Genomic DNA, 20542 nt, shown 5'->3' on the forward strand with positions numbered 1-20542 from the left:
ATGAGGGAATTGGCACAAGATCGGTTCGTGTCAATTCCTTATTGCCTTTACAATTGGTCTGAAAAATGAATGGTAAAGTTTGAGCAACTAGGACATTTGTGTACACTTTGTTACTTGTCAAATTGGACAAGGTTCATTAGGATAAAGATATCCCAATGAGAACGGAGAGAAAGACAGTGGTTTTTGAATTATGGAAGCAAATTAAAGCAAAAAATCTTTCTCCGATTTTTCTATTATACGGAGCGGAATCATTTCTTATTAATGAAACAAAGCAGTTATTAATTTCCAATATCCTTACTGAGGCCGACATGGATTTTAACCTTTCCTCCTATGATTTAGAAGAAACACCGATTGATGCTGCACTTGAAGATGCGGAGACACTGCCTTTTATAGGTGAAAAGAGACTCATTTTTTTACATAATCCTGTTTTTCTGACATCTGAGAAAACAAAAGAAAAAGTGGAGCATAATTTAGCAAAGCTGGAGGCTTATATAAAAGCACCATCTCCATATTCCATTGTTGTTTTTATTGCTCCTTATGAAAAATTAGATGAACGGAAAAAGCTTACGAAGGAATTAAAAAGAAGTGCAGCGGTTTTGGAGGCCAAAAAGCTGAATGAAGCGGAGTTAAAAGGATGGATTAGAAAACGTGCTGCTTATAATGGTGTTGAAATAGAAGATCAGGCAGTCGAATACATGCTAACTCTTGCAGGTACAAATTTGTTTTTACTAACGAGTGAAATGGATAAGCTTGCACTATATTCAGGTGCGGGCAACAGAATTGATCTCCAATTAGTTGAAAGATTGGTTTCTCGTTCTTTAGAGCAAAATATATTTGCACTGGTAGATAAGATTGTGCAACGGAAAATTGAGGAGGCTTTACGGATCTATTATGATCTGCTTAAGCAAAATGAAGAGCCGATCAAAATTTTATCTGTTATTACTGGACAATTTAGGCTGATTTATCAAGTAAAGGAGCTAGCTAGAAGAGGATATGGCCAACAGCAGATTGCAGGGGCCTTAAAGGTCCATCCTTTCCGCGTTAAGCTAGCTGCAGGACAGGCTCAAGCTTTTGATGAAAAAGAGCTAGCACAAATAATGAAATTATTAGCAGATGCCGATTTTCAAATGAAGACAGGCGGTATGAATAAAGAATTGCTAATAGAGATGTTTCTGTTTCGCCTACATAGTAAACAAAATTAAAACGACCTAATTGGTCGTTTTTTTGCAAAATAAAAAGGCTATCTTTAGGAAGATAGCCAAAGCAAGCTTACGCGTTTAAAGTGTTCATTTTTTTCATTAAACGAGACTTTTTACGAGCAGCAGCGTTTTTGTGGATAAGACCTTTAGAAGCAGCTTTGTCTAATTTACGAGCAGCATCAACGAAAGTTTCTTTCGCAGCAGCAGCATCGTTAAGAACGATAGCAGCATCAACCTTCTTAACAGCTGTACGCATAGCAGATTTAACAGTAGCGTTTTGAGCGTTTTTAGATGCGTTCGTTTTCACACGCTTAATAGCAGATTTAATATTTGGCATTCCATTCACCTCCTGAGGGCAGCATCGAGATTATATTATAACTCGACATAAACATTCATTAACAATTTAATATTAAGAACAAGTGATATTTTATCAAACACGCTGGAATTTTGCAATACTCTCCCTTAGTTTTTCCTAATTTCGGACAACTTAAGTTAGGAGTTTTACTGAATGTTTTGCTAAGAAAAGGAAAGAATAGTAAATAGTCTAACTTATAGCAAAAGATGCGAGGGGGATTCAATATGGAAAAGTCAATGGATTTGAGTAAATATTCGATTAGAACAGATTTGGCTATTGAAGCACGGGAAATGGTCATAGCGGATCGCGATAAACATATTCAAGAGGAAGAAAATCTTTCGCATATTGAAGGGGTTATCATTAAAGAAAAAGAAGAGGATGATATTAAAGTATCATATGTTGAAGTGACAAAAGAAGGAGCCAAATCTTTAGGGAAAAAAGAAGGAAAATATTTAACACTAGAAGCAATAGGCATTCGCCAGCAAGATACACCAATGCAAAAAAAAGTTGTCAAAATATTTGCCTCTGAGCTTGCTCAGTTTTTGAAGCAGCTAGGTATTAAAGCGGATGCCTCCTGTTTAGTTGTCGGACTGGGGAATTGGAATGTAACTCCTGATGCTCTTGGACCGCAAGTGTGTGAAAACCTTCTTGTCACGCGACATCTCTATCAATTACAGCCTGAAAGTGTTGAAGAGGGCTATCGTCCTGTCAGTGCTATTGCTCCTGGAGTTATGGGGCTAACAGGTATTGAAACTAGTGATATCATCTTTGGAATTGTTGATAAAACAAAACCAGATTTTGTGATTGTCATTGATGCACTTGCCTCTCGTTCATTAGAAAGAGTAAATTCGACCATTCAAATTTCAGACACTGGAATTCACCCTGGTTCAGGCGTTGGAAATAAGCGAAAAGAAATTAGCCAGGAATCATTAGGGATTCCTGTCATTGCCATTGGCGTTCCAACTGTTGTTGACGCTGTATCTATCACAAGTGATACGATCGACTATATACTAAAACACTTCGGGAAAGAAATGAGAGAAGGGGACAGACCTTCAAGATCGTTGGCTCCTGCAGGAATGAGCTTTGGCGAACGCAGAAAGCTGACTGAAGAAGACCTGCCAGAAGAACACCATAGAAAAACCTTCCTTGGTATGATTGGAACACTGCCTGATGAGGAGAAGAGAAAACTAATATATGAAGTCCTCTCTCCGATTGGACATAACCTAATGGTAACACCGAAAGAAGTAGATATTTTTATTGAGGATATGGCAAATCTTCTTGCCAATGGGCTAAACGCGGCATTACATCAAAATGTTGACCAAGAAAATGCAGGTTTTTATACAAGGTAAATATTTTCTGTTCTATCCTTTCTAGCGAAGTCATATGAATTACTAGACTAGCAAAGAGAGGTGGAAGAATGAAACCTATTAAAACGAACGGAATTGCTGTGTTTATACAAGGGACAAGCTTACTAAAAATATTTGGCGGTTTTCTGCTGTTCTTATTTATGATTTTTTCACTGAGCGGTGTTTTAACTGTGTTAAAACCCGAATATAGAATCAGCTCATCATCTGTAAATACGGCTGCTAATAAAATAACTGGAGAAATGCTCTATCATTTCCTTGGTTGGGAAAACCATCATTTTATGCAAAGCTTGGACGATCAGACGGGCTCCCCAACCATCATGAACATGTTATTTAAACTTTCTACTAATATCAATTTAGATGATCCAAGAAGTTTATTGGGAAGGGAATTACCCTATTTCTCTATATATGACAAGGAAATTTTAGTCGCAGGTGAGGGCACGAATTATACGAATATGCCATTTGAATCCGCCCCGCCCATTGAGCTCCTTAGGGCTGAACAGCAAGCTACACTTCAGAATATCGAGGATTTAGAGAAGCCAAGCGGAGAAAAAACAGCGGAACCATCGATAAACACTACAGGTGATAGAAAAGTCGTTTATTTATATTTTTCCCATAATACGGAATCTTTTCTTCCGTATTTAAAGGATGTGGCTAATCCCGATTTTGCCCATCATTCCCAATTAAATGTTACTAAAATTGGCGATAAGCTAAAGGAAGAACTGGAGCGGAAAGGGATCGGGACAACGGTTGAAAAGACGGATATACAAGCAAAGCTGAATGAAAAAGGATGGGATTATTGGCGATCCTATCAAGAGTCTAGATCAGTTGTTCAAGCAGCAACGAGTAACGACCGAAATTTGACTTATTTAATTGATATTCATCGGGATTCCCATAGAAAAAAGGATACAACGAAAGAGATTAATGGAAAACCATATGCAAAGCTAGCCTTCGTCATTGGAACAGAGCATCCGAATTATGAAAAGAATGCACGTTTAGCCAATGAATTGCATAAAAGCCTCGAGGAAAAATACAAAGGTTTAAGCAGGGGGGTTCTGCCTCAGCAAGGATCGGGCAATAACGGTATATATAATCAGGATTTATCAGAAAATGCCATATTAATTGAATTTGGTGGTGTTGATAACACATTTGAAGAATTAAATCGGTCGGCAGAGGCACTAGCAGACGTATTTAGCGAATTTTATTGGCAAGCGGAAAGTGTTAGTAATCCTGTACAAGAACAGTCTGAAAAGAAATAGTATAGATAGGTGATCAGTTATGAAATGGTTTATGTTGAAGACCTTTTTTCTTACAATACTCATGTTTATTGTTGTATTATTTAGCATGCAGCAGGCTAGTGAAGGGATAACAAAGATGAAAGGCTATAATGATGCAAATTTCAAAGGAGCATTCACCTTACAGGAGAATGACAGTGGAGGTCTGCAAGCATCCATTTTAGGCAATGATGTTTCAAGTCATGACCTCGAGCAGAAAAAAGCGAAGCTGGAGGAAATGAAAGCCTATAACTTTTTTTCAACAATGGGAAAGAAGCTATCTGAAGGCATTTCCACTATGACTGAAACCGTGGTGCATTTCATAACTGATTTAATAAGAGAAAAATAATGCGGCTGCATCGATGCAGCCGTTTTTGTTTTATACTAGAATACATCCGAAGTGAAACTAATTTTTTGTTTCATCGTATATTAATCAGCCACTGGCATTGAATCTTCATAAACGGACTGCTATAATCTAAAAATAGTGCATATTTTGTGCGTTAAAAGGAAGATATTTTTTATTAGATGTTTTACACTGGCGCAAAGAGCGCATGCGTTTTTCTATGTAGGAGTGAAATAATGAACAGAGAAGATAGACTTAATAGACAATCAAAGATACGGAATTTTTCTATTATCGCTCATATCGATCATGGAAAATCCACTTTAGCTGACCGAATATTAGAAAAGACGAATACTTTAACGTCAAGAGAAATGAAGGATCAGCTGCTAGATTCTATGGATTTAGAAAGAGAACGAGGCATTACAATAAAGCTAAATTCAGTTCAATTAAAATATAATGCGAAAGATGGAGAAACTTACACCTTTCATTTAATCGATACCCCAGGGCACGTCGACTTCACTTATGAAGTGTCCCGCAGTTTGGCTGCATGTGAGGGTGCCATTCTAGTTGTCGATGCAGCACAAGGGATTGAAGCACAGACACTAGCAAACGTGTATTTAGCAATTGATAATGATTTAGAAATTGTGCCGGTCATTAATAAAATAGACCTTCCTAGTGCTGACCCAGAGCGTGTAAGGAATGAAATAGAAGAAGTAATCGGTCTTGATGCTTCTGAGGCTGTTCTTGCTTCCGCTAAAGCTGGCATCGGTATTGAGGACATTTTAGAACAGATCGTAGAAAAGGTTCCTGCACCAACAGGAGATCCGGACGCCCCTCTAAAAGCACTTATTTTTGACTCGTTATTCGATGCTTACCGTGGAGTTGTAGCTTATATCCGAGTAGTCGAAGGAACAGTAAAAGCTGGGGACAAAATTAAAATGATGGCAACTGGCAAGGAATTCGATGTAGTTGAAGTTGGTGTCTTTTCCCCAAAAGCACAAGTCCGTGAAGAGCTGACTGTTGGGGATGTAGGGTTCTTAACCGCAGCAATCAAAAATGTTGGCGATACTCGTGTGGGTGATACCATTACAAATGCAAAAAATGGCGCAACCGAGCCTCTTCCTGGATACCGTAAATTGAATCCGATGGTTTTTTGCGGATTATATCCAATCGACAGTGCCAAATTTAATGATCTTCGTGAAGCTTTAGAGAAACTTGAACTTAATGACTCGGCTTTACAATTCGAGCCCGAAACATCTCAGGCTCTCGGGTTCGGCTTCCGCTGCGGATTTTTAGGACTCCTTCATATGGAGATTATCCAAGAGCGTATCGAGCGTGAATTCAAAATCGATTTAATTACAACAGCACCAAGTGTAATATATGATGTCATTTTGACAGATGGCTCCAATATTAAAATTGATAACCCATCCAAAATGCCAGATCCGCAAAAAATTGAACGCGTTGAGGAGCCATATGTAAAAGCAACCATGATGGCGCCAAATGACTATGTTGGAGCGATTATGGAGCTTTGCCAAGAAAAACGCGGAATCTTTATTAATATGCAGTATATGGATGAGACTCGTGTTAATATTACTTATGAAATTCCATTATCTGAAATTGTGTATGATTTCTTTGATCAGCTTAAATCAAACACAAAAGGATATGCTTCGTTTGACTATGAGTTAATTGGTTATAAGCCATCCAAGCTCGTTAAAATGGATATCCTTTTAAACGGAGAAAAAGTAGATGCATTGAGCTTTATCGTCCATAAAGATTTCTCTTATGACCGTGGAAAGATAATTGTAGAAAAACTTAAGGAACTTATTCCACGCCAGCAATTCGAGGTTCCAGTCCAAGCGGCAATTGGCCAGAAGATAATTGCTCGTTCAACCATTAAGTCAATGGGGAAAAATGTATTAGCGAAGTGTTACGGTGGAGACATTTCCCGTAAACGTAAGCTGCTGGAAAAGCAAAAAGAAGGTAAGAAACGCATGAAGCAAGTAGGATCGGTAGAAGTTCCTCAAGAAGCTTTCATGGCTGTTTTGAAAATGGACGATACCAACAAAAAGAAGTAAAATAGATAGATTCTATAAAAGGAGGTTGGAAATGCTGTCAAAATAAAAGCAGCTCCGGCCTCTTTTTTAATGAAATAAATAATAAGGGTGTGTTAATAATGATAAAAGCAGCCTATATTCATATCCCTTTCTGTGAGCATATTTGCCACTATTGTGATTTTAATAAAGTGTTTCTCGAAGGGCAGCCTGTTGATGAGTATCTTAATTCATTAAATAAAGAAATGGAGCTAACATTAATTGATTCCCCTGCCGTCCAATTAAATTCCATTTTTGTCGGGGGAGGCACGCCAACTGCATTAAATGAACAGCAGCTTGATATGCTTTGCCGAATCATAAAAGACCGCCTGCCATACAACGAACAAACGGAGTTTACGTTTGAGGCAAATCCCGGTGACCTCTCAGAAGAAAAACTTCGTATTCTTTACGAAGCAGGAGTTAATAGAATTAGCTTCGGGGTACAGACTTTTAATGAAGAACTGCTTAAGAAAATTGGCAGGGTGCATCGAGCAAAAGATGTTTTTCAATCTGTTGAAGCTGCAAAAAAAATAGGCTTCGAAAATATTAGCATTGATTTAATCTATAGCTTGCCTGGACAAACAGTGTCTGATTTCAGAGAAACATTAGAGACTTCTTTCACGTTAGATATTGACCACTATTCTGGTTATTCTCTTATTATCGAGCCCAAAACCGTATTCTATAACTTGATGAGAAAAGGAAAGCTCCAATCTCCAGGAGAAGACACAGAAACAGAAATGTTCAAAATATTAATGGAAGAGATGGATAAACATGGTTTCAACCAATATGAAATCAGTAACTTCTCTAAACCAGGATTTGAGAGCAAACATAATCTAACTTATTGGAATAATGAGTGGTATTACGGATTTGGTGCTGGAGCACATGGGTATGTTAATGGCAAACGTATTTCCAATCATGGACCATTAAAAAAGTATATGGACTCATTGAAGATGGGGAGATTGCCTATACTCGAAGAAAGCCATGTTACACGGACTGAGCAGATTGAAGAAGAAATGTTTTTAGGTCTAAGAAAAACAGCAGGCGTAGCCATTTCTCGCTTTATCGAGAAATTTGGTGAAAATCCTGTCGAATTATTTAAAGAGGAATTGAAAGAATTAAAAAATCGTGAATGGATCATCGTTACTGAAAATCAGATTCAATTATCGAAAAAAGGACGGTACCTTGGAAATGAAGTTTTTCAGTTCTTTCTAAGATAAAAAATCACATCTCGTTTTTATTGACACCAAACCATTGATTTGATAATTTATTAGTAGAATTAGCACTCACATCTAAAGAGTGCTAACAGAGGTGATAATTGTGTTGACTGATCGCCAATTATTGATCTTTCAGGTTATTGTTGATGATTTTATTCAATCTGCGCAGCCAGTCGGTTCAAGAAGTTTGTCGAAAAAGGACAAAATTACATTTAGTTCTGCGACAATTCGAAACGAAATGTCTGATTTAGAAGAGCTGGGGTTTATTGAAAAAACACATACCTCATCCGGAAGAATTCCTTCCGAAAAAGGGTATCGCTATTATGTGGATCATTTGCTTTCTCCTCAAAAGCTAAATCAGCAGGATATCCATAAGTTAAAGTCTGTATTTGCCGAAAGAATTTTTGAACTTGAAAAGATTGTACAGAGGTCAGCTAAAATATTATCGGAACTGACTAACTATACTTCAATTGTGTTAGGCCCCGCTGTTAAAGATAATAAATTAAAGAGAATTCAAATCGTTCCTTTAAATAATCAGACAGCCATTGCGATCATTGTCACTGATTCTGGTCATGTCGAGAATCGAATGTTTCATCTTCCTGAAACAATGAATTCCGGTGATCTTGAAAAACTGGTCAATATTTTGAATGATCGCTTAGCTGGCGCTCCAATTGAAAGCTTGAATGAAAAAATCTATAAAGAAGTAGCTATTCTTCTAAGGCAGCATATTACTAATTATGATTATATTCTGCATTCTATCGCAGATACACTAAAGATCCCAGCTCACGAGAAGCTATTCTTTGGCGGGAAATCAAATATGCTTAGTCAGCCTGAATTTCATGACATTGAAAAAATAAAAAATTTAATGGATATGATTGAACACGAAGATAGCATTTATGAGCTAATTCGAAAAAACAAGTCAGGAATTAATGTCAAAATAGGCAAAGAAAATAATAATACAGCTATGGAAAATTGCAGTTTAATTACAGCAACATATTCAATGGGTGCTGAACAACTAGGGACCATTGCTATATTAGGTCCTACAAGGATGGAATATTCCCGTGTAATTAGTTTATTGGACTATATTAGCACAGACCTTTCAGCCGTATTGACGAAGCTGTATCAAAGTGATTGACGTTGGAAATATTGACTAAGGGTGGGGGCCCCTCAGGGTCAAGACCCCCATCCCTTTCCTTGTGTTTATTTATTTGTACTTAAAGGGAGGTGAATAAATTGGCAGATGAAAAAAATATTTTAGAAGAAGAAACAATCCAAAATTCTGATCAAGCTGATGAGACTGATGTTTCTGAAACGGAAACTGCAGCCCATTCTGATGATACAGAAGCAGTGAACGAACTTTCTGAAGAAGCTTCTTTAGAAGAACAACTTGTGAAAGCTCAGGAAAAAACGGTTGAGTTAGAGGCCAAACTAGCTGATATAGAAAACCGTTACTATCGTCTTCAAGCCGATTTTGATAATTCCAGACGGAGAGCAAGATTAGATATTGAATCGTCTGAAAAATATAGAGCTCAAAAGTTAATTTCTGATTTGCTGCCTGCTATCGATAATTTTGAGAGAGCGCTGCAAATGGAATCTGATAATGAACAAGTGAAATCCGTTCTTCAAGGAATGGAAATGGTTTATCGCAGCTTGCTGGAAGCTCTGAAAAATGAAGGAGCAGAACAGATTGAAGCTGTTGGGAAGGAATTTGATCCTCAAGTCCATCAAGCAGTTATGCAAGCTGAGGTGGAAGGCTTCGAGTCAAATACTGTAGTAGAGGAATTCCAAAAAGGCTATATTTTAAAGGACAGAGTGATCCGTCCGGCTATGGTAAAAGTAAATTCATAAGATACATATTTTCGGGAGGTAAGAAACATGAGCAAAATCATTGGAATCGATTTAGGTACTACAAACTCATGTGTTTCCGTTTTAGAAGGCGGAGAGGCAAAAGTTATTCCAAATCCAGAGGGTAACCGCACAACTCCTTCTGTCGTTTCTTTCAAAAATGGGGAGCGTCAAGTTGGGGAAGTGGCAAAACGTCAAGCGATTACGAATCCACATACGATTATGTCTGTTAAGCGTCATATGGGAACAGATTTTAAGGTAGAGGCTGAAGGAAAACCGTATACTCCTCAAGAAATTTCAGCTATTATTCTTCAACACTTAAAATCATATGCTGAAGAGTATCTTGGTGAAAAAGTAACGAAAGCGGTTGTTACAGTTCCAGCATATTTTAATGATGCTGAACGCCAAGCTACAAAAGATGCTGGAACAATTGCTGGTCTTGAAGTTGAACGTATTATTAATGAGCCTACAGCTGCTGCTTTAGCTTATGGTATGGATAAGACAGATGAAGATCAAACAATTCTTGTATTTGACCTTGGTGGAGGAACGTTTGACGTATCCATTCTTGAACTGGGAGACGGTGTATTCGATGTAAAAGCTACAGCTGGTGATAACCGTCTTGGCGGTGATGATTTTGACCAAGCGATAATCGACTATTTAGTTCAGGAATTCAAAAAAGAAAATGCCATCGATCTTTCAAAAGATAAAATGGCTACTCAGCGTTTAAAGGATGCAGCTGAAAAAGCGAAAAAGGATTTATCTGGAGTCACTTCTACTCAAATTTCCTTGCCATTCATTACAGCAGGGGAAGCAGGTCCTTTACACCTTGAAGTAACATTAACAAGAGCTAAATTTGATGAGCTTACAGCAGATTTAGTTGAACGTACTATGGGCCCTACTCGTCAAGCATTAAAAGATGCAGGACTTTCGCCTTCTGAAATTGATAAGATTATTCTTGTTGGTGGTTCAACTCGTATTCCTGCCGTTCAAGAAGCGATCAAGAAAGAAACGGGCAAGGAGCCTCATAAAGGTGTTAACCCTGATGAAGTAGTAGCGATGGGTGCAGCAATCCAAGGTGGAGTAATCTCTGGTGATGTTAAGGATGTTGTCCTATTAGACGTTACACCACTTTCACTTGGTATCGAAACTATGGGTGGCGTATTTACGAAGCTAATTGACCGTAATACAACAATCCCAACATCTAAATCACAAGTGTTCTCGACTGCTGCTGATAATCAGTCAGCTGTAGATATTCATGTTCTTCAAGGTGAACGTCCAATGTCAGCAGACAATAAAACATTAGGCCGCTTCCAACTTGGAGATATTCCTCCTGCACCTAGAGGAATACCTCAAATCGAAGTGACTTTTGATATCGATAAAAACGGTATTGTAAATGTTCGTGCAAAAGATCTAGGCACAAATAAAGAACAAGCAATTACAATTAAATCTTCAACAGGTTTATCTGATGAAGAAATCGAAAAAATGGTAAGAGAAGCTGAAGAGAATGCGGAAGCAGACAAGAAGCGTAAGGAAGAAGTAGAGCTTCGGAATGAAGCAGATCAACTCGTTTTCACTACTGAAAAAACAATGAAGGATCTTGAAGGTAAAGTAGATGAAGCTGAAGTGGCAAAAGCAAATGAAGCAAAAGATGCTTTAAAAGCTGCCATTGAAAAGAATGATTTAGAAGAAATTAAAGCGAAGAAAGATGCTTTACAAGAAATCGTTCAAGCATTGACAATGAAGCTTTATGAAGAAGCTGCTAAACAAGCTCAAGGAGCGCAAGGGGCACAAGGTCAAGAAGGTAATAGCAGCGATGACAATGTAGTTGACGCAGAATTCGAAGAGGTTAAAGACGATAAATAAGTCTCAAAATCTTAAATGATGAAAAAGTCAAAGTCAGGTCATTCTTGACTTTGACTTTTATTTTTGAATAGAAACTGTTAAAATAATCTTTATGTGAAAAGATTCGGGGAGTGGTAATCAATGAGTAAAAGGGATTACTATGAAGTCCTTGGTGTCAGTAAAGGGGCATCCAAGGATGAATTAAAAAAGGCTTATCGAAAGCTATCCAAAAAATATCATCCAGATATTAATAAAGAACCAGATGCAGATGAGAAATTTAAAGAAGTAACAGAAGCATATGAAGTATTAAGTGATGACCAAAAACGTGCTCATTACGACCAATTTGGCCACACTGACCCTAATCAGGGCTTTGGCGGCGGAGGTTTTGAAGGATTCGGCGGCTTTGAAGACATTTTTAGTACTTTCTTTGGCGGCGGCGGATCACGCAGAAGAGATCCAAATGCTCCACGGCAAGGTGCTGATTTACAATACACAATGACTTTATCTTTTGAGGACGCAGTTTTTGGCAAGGAAACGGAAATTGAAATTCCTCGTGAAGAAACTTGTGAAACTTGTAACGGATCAGGTGCAAAGTCAGGTACTAAGCCTGAAACATGCGGACAATGTCATGGTTCTGGACAGATTAATATGGAACAAAATACGCCTTTTGGCAAAATTGTAAATCGCAGAACTTGCCACCATTGTAATGGTACCGGTAAACAGATTAAACATAAATGTTCCACTTGCGGCGGGGATGGAAAAGTAAAAAAACGCAAAAAAATAGCAGTTAAAATTCCAGCGGGTATTGATGACGGACAACAGCTTCGAGTATCTGGTCAAGGGGAGCCTGGGGTTAACGGAGGTCCTTCTGGAGATTTATACGTTGTTTTCCATGTTCGCTCTCATGAATTCTTTGAACGTGATGGCGATGATGTCTATTGTGAAATGCCAATCACCTTTGTTCAGGCTGCTCTAGGGGACGAGGTAGAAGTACCGACCCTGTATGGAAAAATAAAATTAAAAGTCCCAGCAGGCACGCAAACAGGTACAAAGTTCCGCTTAAAGGAAAAAGGGATCCAAAATGTAAGAGGATATGGCAAAGGCGATCAGCATATTATCGTGCGCATCGTAACCCCAACAAAGCTGTCAGAAAAACAGAAACAGCTGCTTCAAGAATTTGCAGAGATAAGTGGGCAAGTACCTCAAGGAGAACAAGAGGAAAGCTTTTTTGATAAAGTAAAGCGTGCATTTAAGGGCGATTAACCGCAGATTAACGGGCTGTAAGACTCCCGCTTGAAGAAGTTGAAAAACGAACTTCTAAGAGGGAGATCAAACGGCCCGTAAAGGCCCGATTATAGGAACACAGACTAAGAACGCCACGTCCTGTGGCAACGTCTGTTTGACTCACATCCTGTGGGCCGCAACTAACATTCAGTGGGGAAAAGGCGCCCCCACTGAATGAAGTTTCACTTTATGGAAATGGAGTTGGAAACATTGAAATGGTCAGAGATCAGCATTCATACGACAAATGAGGCAGTAGAACCAATTTCAAATATACTGCATGAAGCAGGAGCAAGCGGAGTTGTCATTGAAGATCCATTAGAACTTAAAAAAGAAAGAAAAGATCAATTCGGTGAAATCTACCAGCTCAATCCATTAGACTATCCTGAAGAAGGGGTTATCGTCAAAGCTTATTTGCCTGTAAATAGTTTTCTTGCAGAAACGATAGATGGAATTAAAGAAGAAATCAATAATCTCCTTTTATATAATATCGATATTGGCAAAAATGATATTAGCATCAGTGAGGTTAATGAAGAGGAATGGGCAACTGCCTGGAAGAAATATTACCATCCAGTAAAGATTTCTGAAAGATTTACAATCGTTCCAAGCTGGGAAGAATACACCCCTGTTTCCAGTGATGAATTACTCATTGAGCTTGACCCAGGGATGGCATTTGGAACTGGTACTCATCCAACAACAGTTATGTGTATTCAAGCGTTAGAAAGAACCGTAAAAAAGGGAGACAACATTATCGATGTTGGTACAGGTTCAGGTGTATTAAGCATTGCAGCTGCTATGCTTGGTGCTGAAAAAGTTACAGCACTTGATCTCGATGAGGTTGCTGTGAACTCTGCCCGGGAAAATATTGAATTGAATAAAGTTCATGATATTGTAAATGTTGCACAAAATAATCTGCTTGATGGAATCACCGGAAAGGCAGACGTTGTAGTAGCAAATATATTAGCTGAGGTTATCCTCAGATTTACTAATGATGTTGCTACAGTAGTGAAAAAAGACGGCTTCTTTATTGCATCAGGCATTATCCTGCAGAAAAAACAAGAAGTGAAGGATGCAATGATTACAGCGGGATTCCAAATCGAAGAAACGATTCAAATGGAAGATTGGGTTGCGTTAATCGGCAGAAGAAATTAGCACGGACGTTAGAACATAATTATGAATTCATTTTAGAAAAGGGGGAGCCTTCTATATGTTCCCTCTTTTTATACGTTAATAATAGAAGAAGGCAGAAAAGAGGGTGATCATTTTGCAGCGTTATTTTGTTAATCAATCTGCGATTGATAATTGTTTCACTATTACATCTGATGATTATCACCACATTGTTCGCGTAATGAGAATGAAGGAAGGCGATCAGCTTATTTGTGTAGATCCCCTGAAAACAAGTGCTGTTTGCTCAATTGTAGAAATTACCGCTGAAAAAGTGATTGCAGAAGTTGTAAAATGGGAAGAAGGGTCCCCTGAATTGCCGATTTATATAACAATTGTGAGCGGATTGCCTAAAGGGGATAAGCTGGAATGGATTATCCAAAAGGGAACTGAACTTGGAGCATATCGTTTTATCCCTTTTATTTCAGCACGCTCAGTAGTAAAATGGGATGAGAAAAAGGGCGCAAAGAAAGTCGAAAGGTGGCAGAAAATTGCCAAAGAAGCGGCTGAGCAGTCTCATAGAACCATTTTACCTGAAGTCATGACTCCTCAAAATATGAAAGCTTTAATTAAAGCAAGCGAGAAGTATGACTATAAGCTGATTGCTTTTGAAGAAGAAGCGAAGCAAGGAGAGAAATCTCAACTATATAAAACCATGGCTAACATTCAACATGGCCAATCACTTATGATCGTATTTGGACCTGAGGGCGGATTAACTGAGCAGGAAGTCTCTTTATTAAAAGAAAACGGTTTTCAGGCTTGCGGGTTAGGTCCACGGATATTAAGAACGGAAACGGCACCGCTTTATGCACTATCAGCTGTTTCCTATCATTTTGAACTAATGGAGTGAAAAAATATGCCTACAGTTGCATTTCATACACTTGGCTGTAAAGTGAATCATTATGAAACAGAGGCCATTTGGCAATTATTTAAAGAAACAGGATATGATCGGGTCGATTTTGAATCAATGTCCGATGTTTATGTCATTAATACTTGTACGGTTACTAATACCGGAGATAAGAAAAGCCGTCAGGTTATCCGTAGAGCGATTCGAAAAAACCCGGATGCGGTTATTTGTGTGACAGGCTGTTATGCCCAAACCTCTCCAGCAGAAATTATGGCCATCCCAGGGGTTGATATCGTAGTAGGAACGCAGGATCGCGTGAAAATGCTAGATTATATCGCTCAATACAAGCAAGAACGCCAGCCGATTAACGGGGTAGGCAATATTATGAAAAGCCGCGTATATGAAGAGCTTGATGTGCCTGCTTTTACAGATCGTACACGTGCTTCCCTTAAAATACAAGAAGGCTGTAATAACTTCTGCACATTTTGTATCATTCCTTGGGCACGCGGATTAATGCGTTCAAGAGACCCGCAAGAAGTTATTCGCCAGGCACAGCAATTAGTGGATGCTGGCTATAAAGAAATTGTCCTAACAGGTATTCATACAGGCGGCTACGGAGAGGACATGAAAGATTATAACTTGGCAATGCTCCTTCGTGATTTAGAAGCACAAGTAAAGGGATTAAAGCGAATCAGAATCTCCTCTATAGAAGCAAGCCAGATTACGGACGAAGTTATTGAGGTTATTAATCAATCTAACATGATCGTAAGACATCTTCATATCCCGCTGCAGTCAGGGTCAAATACGGTTCTAAAAAGAATGCGCAGAAAATATACAATGGAGTTCTTCGGCGAACGTCTAGATCGCTTAAAAGAAGCTCTCCCAGGTTTAGCAGTTACTTCTGATGTCATTGTCGGCTTCCCAGGTGAAACAGAAGAGGAATTTATGGAAACGTATAATTTTATTAAAGAACATAAATTCTCAGAGCTGCATGTTTTCCCTTACTCTAAACGAACAGGAACGCCAGCAGCCAGAATGGAAGATCAAATAGACGAAGAAGTGAAGAATGAACGTGTTCATCGCTTAATTTCTTTATCTGACCAGCTTGCAAAAGAATACGCATCCCAATTTGAGGGAGAGGTTCTGGAAGTCATTCCTGAGGAAGAATTCAAGGAACAGCAGGAAGGCGGACTATATGTCGGCTATACTGATAATTATCTTAAAGTTGTTTTCCAAGCAACTGAAGAAATGGTCGGAAAAATTGTGAAAGTAAAAATCACAAAAGCCGGATACCCATATAACGATGGACAATTTGTCCGAGTATTAGATGAACTGGAAAATTGTGAAGAAGAAGCAGCAGTATAAAACATTCTAATTAAATGATAATATGTAAAGAGCTAATCGATTGCGATTAGCTCTTTACTCATTCCTTTATTTTAAAATAGCAAATAATAAATGATAAAAATTAATAAACTAAATAATGCCCTTTTAAATTGGAATAATAAGTTTATTAATATAAAACAAGTTATTTATGCAAATGAAACCTGCTCATAATTATTCAACTCGAAATTTTTTCTTATGAGTGATATGATGTAAGAGGTACGTACAACTTGTTAGTTTGAAAGGAGTCATTATAATGGCGAAAAACGTAGCTGGAATGATCGATCATACATTACTAAAAGCAGATGCAACTAAGGAGCAAATTGAAAAAATTTGTGCTGAAGCGAAAGAATATCAATTTGCATCAGTGTGCATAAATCCTGCTTGGGTGAAGCTTTCAAGTCAATTATTGAGCGGAACAGATGTAAAAGTCTGCACAGTAATTGGTTTTCCTTTAGGTGCTTCAACGCCTGAAACAAAGGAATTTGAAACTAAAAATGCAATTGAAAACGGTGCAACTGAAGTAGATATGGTGATCAATATTGGAGCATTAAAAAGCGGAGATCATGAATTAGTCGAAAGAGATATCCGTGCTGTAGTGAATGCAGCAAAAGGAAAGGCTTTAACAAAGGTGATTATTGAAACTTCTCTACTTTCCGAAGAAGAAAAGGTTAGAGCATGTGAAATATCTGTAAAAGCTGGAGCAGACTTTGTAAAAACGTCAACAGGCTTCTCTACTGGCGGAGCAACTGTTGAAGATATCGCTCTAATGAGAAAAACAGTGGGTCCAAACATCGGTGTCAAGGCTTCTGGCGGCGTAAGAAGTGCAGAGGATGCACAGAAGATGATTCAAGCGGGAGCAACAAGAATTGGAGCAAGCTCAGGAGCAGCAATCGTTAACAGATTAACAAGCGATTCAGACTACTAAAAAAATGCCGGATCTCCGGCATTTTTTCTTTTGGGTTGACAGTTAGTTAATGACGTCCGTGGATTCTAATGATTATTTTCCCAAATTGAGTAGCAAATGGAAGTACCATTAAAGATGTGATAACGTTAAAGATAACACCGATATGTGCGAGCTGGACATCTGGTGCGGATGCTAATTGCAGACCGAGGGAAGTCAGGAAGCTGATAAATGGATAAAAAATCACAACTCCGATGACATTTAGCCAAATATGAGCGTACGCGCAAAGCCTTGCCTCTTTTCCTCCCAATAATGATGCTAAAAAAGCATCGACACATGTTCCAATATTGGAACCAAGCATCATTGCTATTCCTGTGTCCAGCCCGAATGCTCCTCCAGATAGAAAGCCCATAATGATGCCTGTAGTCGCAGTACTGGACTGAATGATTGCTGTAATAATAGTTCCAGCAAGTATACTTAAAAGGTAACTTCCTTTTAATTCAATTAATAGTTGATTGACAAATTCAATCGATCTTAATGGCCCTGCTAAATATTCGAATCCCCCCATCGCTGCAAAAACTGCAGATATACCTAGTAAGATTAATCCAATACTCCTTACATTTCTGTTCCCAATCAATAATAATACAGCACCTAAAAGGGCAAAAGGAATAAGGAAAGATTCAATATCAAATGTAATTAATTCAGTTGTTAACGTTGTTCCAATATTCGTTCCTAAAATAATTCCAATCGACTGAGGAAATGAAAGCAGCCTTGCAGAAATGAGCCCGATCATAATAATCATCACCGCTGAGCTGCTCTGCAATATACAAGTTATGCCTATGCCCGCTAATAATCCTTTCCAAGGAGTGGCTGTTAATTTAGTTAGTACATTTTTTAAAGAATCCCCAGATAAATTATATAGACCTGATCGAAGCAAGGTCATTCCGTATATAAAAAGTCCAATGAATAAAATAAATAGAAATAGCTGGGTCAAGCTCCCACCCCCTATCTCTATATGTATGGCAACTGAGCCAAGGACATGCCTTTTTATCTTTTTTATGACCGCACTCTTTAAATAATAGGGTTTTTCAACTAGTACTATGAAGGTTTATGTCGAAAATAGCAGGAAAATTTATGGCATGTACATTGGAGCGATGCTGCTGTTGAATTTCATTGTGAAAAACACTTCTGAGGGGGCTATTAACAGTTGACCTTGATTCACGGTTATATTATAATTGCAAAGTACATGGAAAAATCCATGTTGGTGTAAGTGTGTTGTGCTCGGAGGGAGGGAAAGAGAATGTCTAAAACCGTCGTTCGTAAAAACGAATCGCTTGAAGATGCTCTTCGTCGCTTTAAACGTACTGTATCTAAGTCTGGTACTATACAAGAAGCAAGAAAGCGCGAATTCTACGAAAAACCTAGTATTAAACGTAAGAAAAAGTCTGAGGCTGCAAGAAAACGTAAGTATTAAGAGAGGGTGTCCATTATGAGTCTTCTCGAACGTTTAAATGAGGATATGAAACAAGCGATGAGGAACAAAGAAAAAGATAAGCTAACTGTTATTCGGATGATTAAAGCTGCCTTGCAGAATGAAGCAATTAAGCATGGACAAGACTTATCCGAAGATCAAGAGCTTACTGTCCTTTCTCGCGAAGTTAAACAACGCAAGGATTCCCTCCATGAATTTGAAAAAGCAGGTCGTGAAGATCTTGTTGAAAAAATTCATACTGAACTTCAGTATGTCGAACTATATATGCCTAAACAGCTCTCTGAAGATGAGGTTTCAAAGATCGTACAAGAAACGGTTGCTGAAATAGGTGCAAAATCTAAAGCTGAGATGGGTAAGGTAATGGCTGCCATTATGCCGAAAGTAAAAGGCAAAGCAGATGGAGCACTTGTAAATAAACTTGTACAACAACACCTTTCATAAAAAACAAAACCATTGTATAAAAGACCGTGAGCATTCGCTTTCGGTCTTTTTTAATAGTTAGTAAAGAGACAAAATATTCATAAAAAAATTAGCCAAGTATGAAACCTTTTTTAGTTGAATACGTAAAAGAACTAGATGCATTGTTTTGGAGGGAGGGGAGAGCTTTGAGATTAAGAAGGATATTCATCATTTTTTCATTCCTTTTTGCTTTTATCCTAATGATTATCCCATTTAAAGGAAATGCTGATAATGAAATTGTCTATGTCGTTTCGATTCAAGATACAGTAGAAAAAGGTCTGTTTGCTTATTTAAACAGGGCTGTTCATTTAGCTGAGGAAGACAAGGCATCTGCGATTATTTTTGATATTGATACCCCTGGAGGGGCAGTGGATGCCGCTGGGAAAATTGGGAAGTTATTAACATCAACAGATGTGAAGACGATTTCATTTGTGAACAAACAGGCTTTATCTGCTGGTGCTTATATTGCACTAAATACAGATGAAATCTATATGGTGCCAGGTTCTACAATGGGGTCAGCGGCCATTATTGATCAACAGGGAAATACTGCTGGGAAGAAGGCTGAATCCTATTGGTTTGCGGCAATGGAGGAGGCTGCAAAGCAGAGTAAAAGAAACCCGATTTATGCGCTAGCAATGGCAGATGAGTCTATCAATCTTCCTGAAGTTGGAGCCCCTAAAGGAAAGTTACTCACTCTAGGTGCTGAAAAGGCATTGGAAGTAAAGTATTCAGAAGGGACTTTCAATAATTTGAATGAACTTCTCGATCATCTTGGTTATTCTGATGCTGAGGTCAAAACAGTGGAAGAAAGCTTTGCAGAAAAAATAGCGAGATTTATTACCCATCCTGTAGTGATACCGATATTATTATCTATTGGAAGTTTGGGACTAATCCTAGAATTGTATTCCCCCGGCTTCGGGCTTCCCGGATTTATGGGATTGTCTGCATTATTATTGTTTTTCTATGGACATTTAGTTGCAGGTCTTGCCGGATATGAAACACTTATCCTCTTTGTTGTTGGCATTGGGCTGATCATCGCGGAGTTTTTTCTCCCAGGAGGAGTTGCAGGTATTCTAGGCCTGGCAGCGATACTTGGAAGTCTATTTTTAGCTTCTGATAATGTCGTTCATATGGGAATTTCTTTATTAATTGCTATCAGTATATCTATTTTAGCGTCTATTATAATGGTAAAGGTGCTTGGTAAAAAAATGAAATTTTTCAAAAAAATCATCTTAACTGATGCAACAAAAACAGAAGAGGGCTATGTTTCCAATAAAAGCCGATTAGAGCTCATTGGGTTAGAAGGCTACGCACTGACAGCTCTTCGGCCATCAGGTACCGTTGTGATTGAAGATGAAAGAATCGATGTCGTCAGTGAAGGTGCGTTTATTTTAAAAGATGCGAGAGTTAGAGTTGTAAAAGCTGAGGGTTCTCGTATAGTAGTAAGAGAAATAATAGATCAAAATAAGAAAGAAAAAGAGGAGGAATAAAT

Annotated in this window: 19 protein-coding genes; 17 read left to right on the forward strand and 2 right to left on the reverse strand. The window is 38.3% G+C overall.

What is annotated here, in order from left to right:
* The first annotated feature begins 176 nt into the window (after positions 1-176).
* Positions 177-1202, forward strand: coding sequence for a DNA polymerase III subunit delta (holA, locus tag V7127_RS12650; protein WP_335486580.1), 1026 nt, complete (start codon positions 177-179; stop codon positions 1200-1202).
* Positions 1203-1269: 67 nt separating this feature from the next.
* Here the strand turns inward: holA and rpsT are convergent, their stop codons facing one another.
* Positions 1270-1536 carry a 30S ribosomal protein S20 gene (gene rpsT, locus V7127_RS12655; protein ID WP_335346877.1) on the reverse strand — a complete coding sequence of 89 codons (267 nt, stop codon included), beginning with the start codon at positions 1534-1536 and terminating at the stop codon, positions 1270-1272.
* A gap of 242 nt (positions 1537-1778) precedes the next feature.
* On the opposite strand from rpsT, the gene gpr reads away from it, so the two are divergent.
* The 13 genes from gpr (at position 1779) to deoC (ending at position 17123) form a co-directional block, all read left to right on the forward strand.
* Positions 1779-2903, forward strand: a complete 1125-nt coding sequence (gene gpr, locus V7127_RS12660) for a GPR endopeptidase (RefSeq protein ID WP_335486503.1) — start codon at positions 1779-1781, stop codon at positions 2901-2903.
* A 68-nt stretch (positions 2904-2971) separates the two neighbouring features.
* Positions 2972-4177 (forward strand): stage II sporulation protein P, encoded by a 1206-nt coding sequence (gene spoIIP / locus V7127_RS12665; RefSeq protein WP_335486506.1) that lies wholly within the window; start codon positions 2972-2974, stop codon positions 4175-4177.
* Between the two features lie 19 nt (positions 4178-4196).
* Positions 4197-4541: a YqxA family protein gene (locus V7127_RS12670; RefSeq protein WP_335486509.1), complete on the forward strand. Its 345-nt coding sequence runs from the start codon at positions 4197-4199 to the stop codon at positions 4539-4541.
* 230 nt (positions 4542-4771) lie between these two features.
* Entirely contained in the window at positions 4772-6607 is a 1836-nt protein-coding gene (gene lepA / locus V7127_RS12675; protein WP_438824001.1) for a translation elongation factor 4, read from the forward strand.
* Between the two features lie 98 nt (positions 6608-6705).
* Entirely contained in the window at positions 6706-7839 is a 1134-nt protein-coding gene (hemW, locus tag V7127_RS12680; protein ID WP_335486512.1) for a radical SAM family heme chaperone HemW, read from the forward strand.
* Between the two features lie 100 nt (positions 7840-7939).
* A complete protein-coding gene (gene hrcA / locus V7127_RS12685; RefSeq protein ID WP_335346872.1) occupies positions 7940-8971 on the forward strand; it encodes a heat-inducible transcriptional repressor HrcA in 1032 nt (343 codons plus the stop codon).
* Between the two features lie 98 nt (positions 8972-9069).
* On the forward strand, positions 9070-9684 hold the full coding sequence (gene grpE, locus V7127_RS12690; RefSeq protein WP_335486515.1) for a nucleotide exchange factor GrpE: 615 nt from the start codon (positions 9070-9072) through the stop codon (positions 9682-9684).
* 27 nt (positions 9685-9711) lie between these two features.
* Entirely contained in the window at positions 9712-11544 is a 1833-nt protein-coding gene (gene dnaK / locus V7127_RS12695) for a molecular chaperone DnaK (RefSeq protein WP_335486518.1), read from the forward strand.
* Positions 11545-11664: 120 nt separating this feature from the next.
* On the forward strand, positions 11665-12786 hold the full coding sequence (gene dnaJ / locus V7127_RS12700) for a molecular chaperone DnaJ (protein ID WP_335486521.1): 1122 nt from the start codon (positions 11665-11667) through the stop codon (positions 12784-12786).
* A 231-nt stretch (positions 12787-13017) separates the two neighbouring features.
* On the forward strand, positions 13018-13956 hold the full coding sequence (prmA, locus tag V7127_RS12705; protein ID WP_335486524.1) for a 50S ribosomal protein L11 methyltransferase: 939 nt from the start codon (positions 13018-13020) through the stop codon (positions 13954-13956).
* Positions 13957-14068: 112 nt separating this feature from the next.
* The gene (locus tag V7127_RS12710; protein ID WP_335486527.1) at positions 14069-14818 is read left to right on the forward strand and encodes a 16S rRNA (uracil(1498)-N(3))-methyltransferase; all 750 of its coding nucleotides are present in this window, start codon (positions 14069-14071) and stop codon (positions 14816-14818) included.
* 6 nt (positions 14819-14824) lie between these two features.
* Positions 14825-16180, forward strand: a complete 1356-nt coding sequence (gene mtaB, locus V7127_RS12715; RefSeq protein WP_335346048.1) for a tRNA (N(6)-L-threonylcarbamoyladenosine(37)-C(2))-methylthiotransferase MtaB — start codon at positions 14825-14827, stop codon at positions 16178-16180.
* A 271-nt stretch (positions 16181-16451) separates the two neighbouring features.
* On the forward strand, positions 16452-17123 hold the full coding sequence (gene deoC, locus V7127_RS12720; protein ID WP_335486531.1) for a deoxyribose-phosphate aldolase: 672 nt from the start codon (positions 16452-16454) through the stop codon (positions 17121-17123).
* Positions 17124-17169: 46 nt separating this feature from the next.
* On the opposite strand, the gene V7127_RS12725 is transcribed toward deoC, so the two are convergent.
* Positions 17170-18093, reverse strand: coding sequence for a Na/Pi symporter (locus tag V7127_RS12725; RefSeq protein WP_335486534.1), 924 nt, complete (start codon positions 18091-18093; stop codon positions 17170-17172).
* 306 nt (positions 18094-18399) lie between these two features.
* On the opposite strand from V7127_RS12725, the gene rpsU reads away from it, so the two are divergent.
* The 3 genes from rpsU to V7127_RS12740 all read left to right on the forward strand — a co-directional run bounded on the left by rpsU (position 18400) and on the right by V7127_RS12740 (position 20540).
* Positions 18400-18573: a 30S ribosomal protein S21 gene (gene rpsU / locus V7127_RS12730; protein ID WP_066293305.1), complete on the forward strand. Its 174-nt coding sequence runs from the start codon at positions 18400-18402 to the stop codon at positions 18571-18573.
* A 15-nt stretch (positions 18574-18588) separates the two neighbouring features.
* Positions 18589-19032 (forward strand): GatB/YqeY domain-containing protein, encoded by a 444-nt coding sequence (locus V7127_RS12735; protein ID WP_335346051.1) that lies wholly within the window; start codon positions 18589-18591, stop codon positions 19030-19032.
* Between the two features lie 218 nt (positions 19033-19250).
* Positions 19251-20540: an NfeD family protein gene (locus V7127_RS12740; protein ID WP_335486583.1), complete on the forward strand. Its 1290-nt coding sequence runs from the start codon at positions 19251-19253 to the stop codon at positions 20538-20540.
* Positions 20541-20542: the final 2 nt, after the last annotated feature.

Origin of the sequence: Bacillus sp. JJ1773 (assembly GCF_036962035.1) — a bacterium.
GTDB lineage: Bacteria > Bacillota > Bacilli > Bacillales > Cytobacillaceae > Cytobacillus.

Bases quoted from the DNA above. Each gene is read 5' to 3' on its own strand.
- lepA (WP_438824001.1), top strand. From the start codon at position 4,772: ATGAACAGAGAAGATAGACTTAATAGACAATCAAAGATACGGAATTTT.
- hemW (WP_335486512.1), top strand. From the start codon at position 6,706: ATGATAAAAGCAGCCTATATTCATATCCCTTTCTGTGAGCATATTTGC.
- V7127_RS12740 (WP_335486583.1), top strand. From the start codon at position 19,251: ATGATTATCCCATTTAAAGGAAATGCTGATAATGAAATTGTCTATGTC.
- rpsT (WP_335346877.1), bottom strand. From the start codon at position 1,536: ATGCCAAATATTAAATCTGCTATTAAGCGTGTGAAAACGAACGCATCT.
- rpsU (WP_066293305.1), top strand. From the start codon at position 18,400: ATGTCTAAAACCGTCGTTCGTAAAAACGAATCGCTTGAAGATGCTCTT.
- deoC (WP_335486531.1), top strand. From the start codon at position 16,452: ATGGCGAAAAACGTAGCTGGAATGATCGATCATACATTACTAAAAGCA.
- V7127_RS12670 (WP_335486509.1), top strand. From the start codon at position 4,197: ATGAAATGGTTTATGTTGAAGACCTTTTTTCTTACAATACTCATGTTT.
- V7127_RS12735 (WP_335346051.1), top strand. From the start codon at position 18,589: ATGAGTCTTCTCGAACGTTTAAATGAGGATATGAAACAAGCGATGAGG.
- gpr (WP_335486503.1), top strand. From the start codon at position 1,779: ATGGAAAAGTCAATGGATTTGAGTAAATATTCGATTAGAACAGATTTG.
- spoIIP (WP_335486506.1), top strand. From the start codon at position 2,972: ATGAAACCTATTAAAACGAACGGAATTGCTGTGTTTATACAAGGGACA.
- dnaK (WP_335486518.1), top strand. From the start codon at position 9,712: ATGAGCAAAATCATTGGAATCGATTTAGGTACTACAAACTCATGTGTT.
- dnaJ (WP_335486521.1), top strand. From the start codon at position 11,665: ATGAGTAAAAGGGATTACTATGAAGTCCTTGGTGTCAGTAAAGGGGCA.
- mtaB (WP_335346048.1), top strand. From the start codon at position 14,825: ATGCCTACAGTTGCATTTCATACACTTGGCTGTAAAGTGAATCATTAT.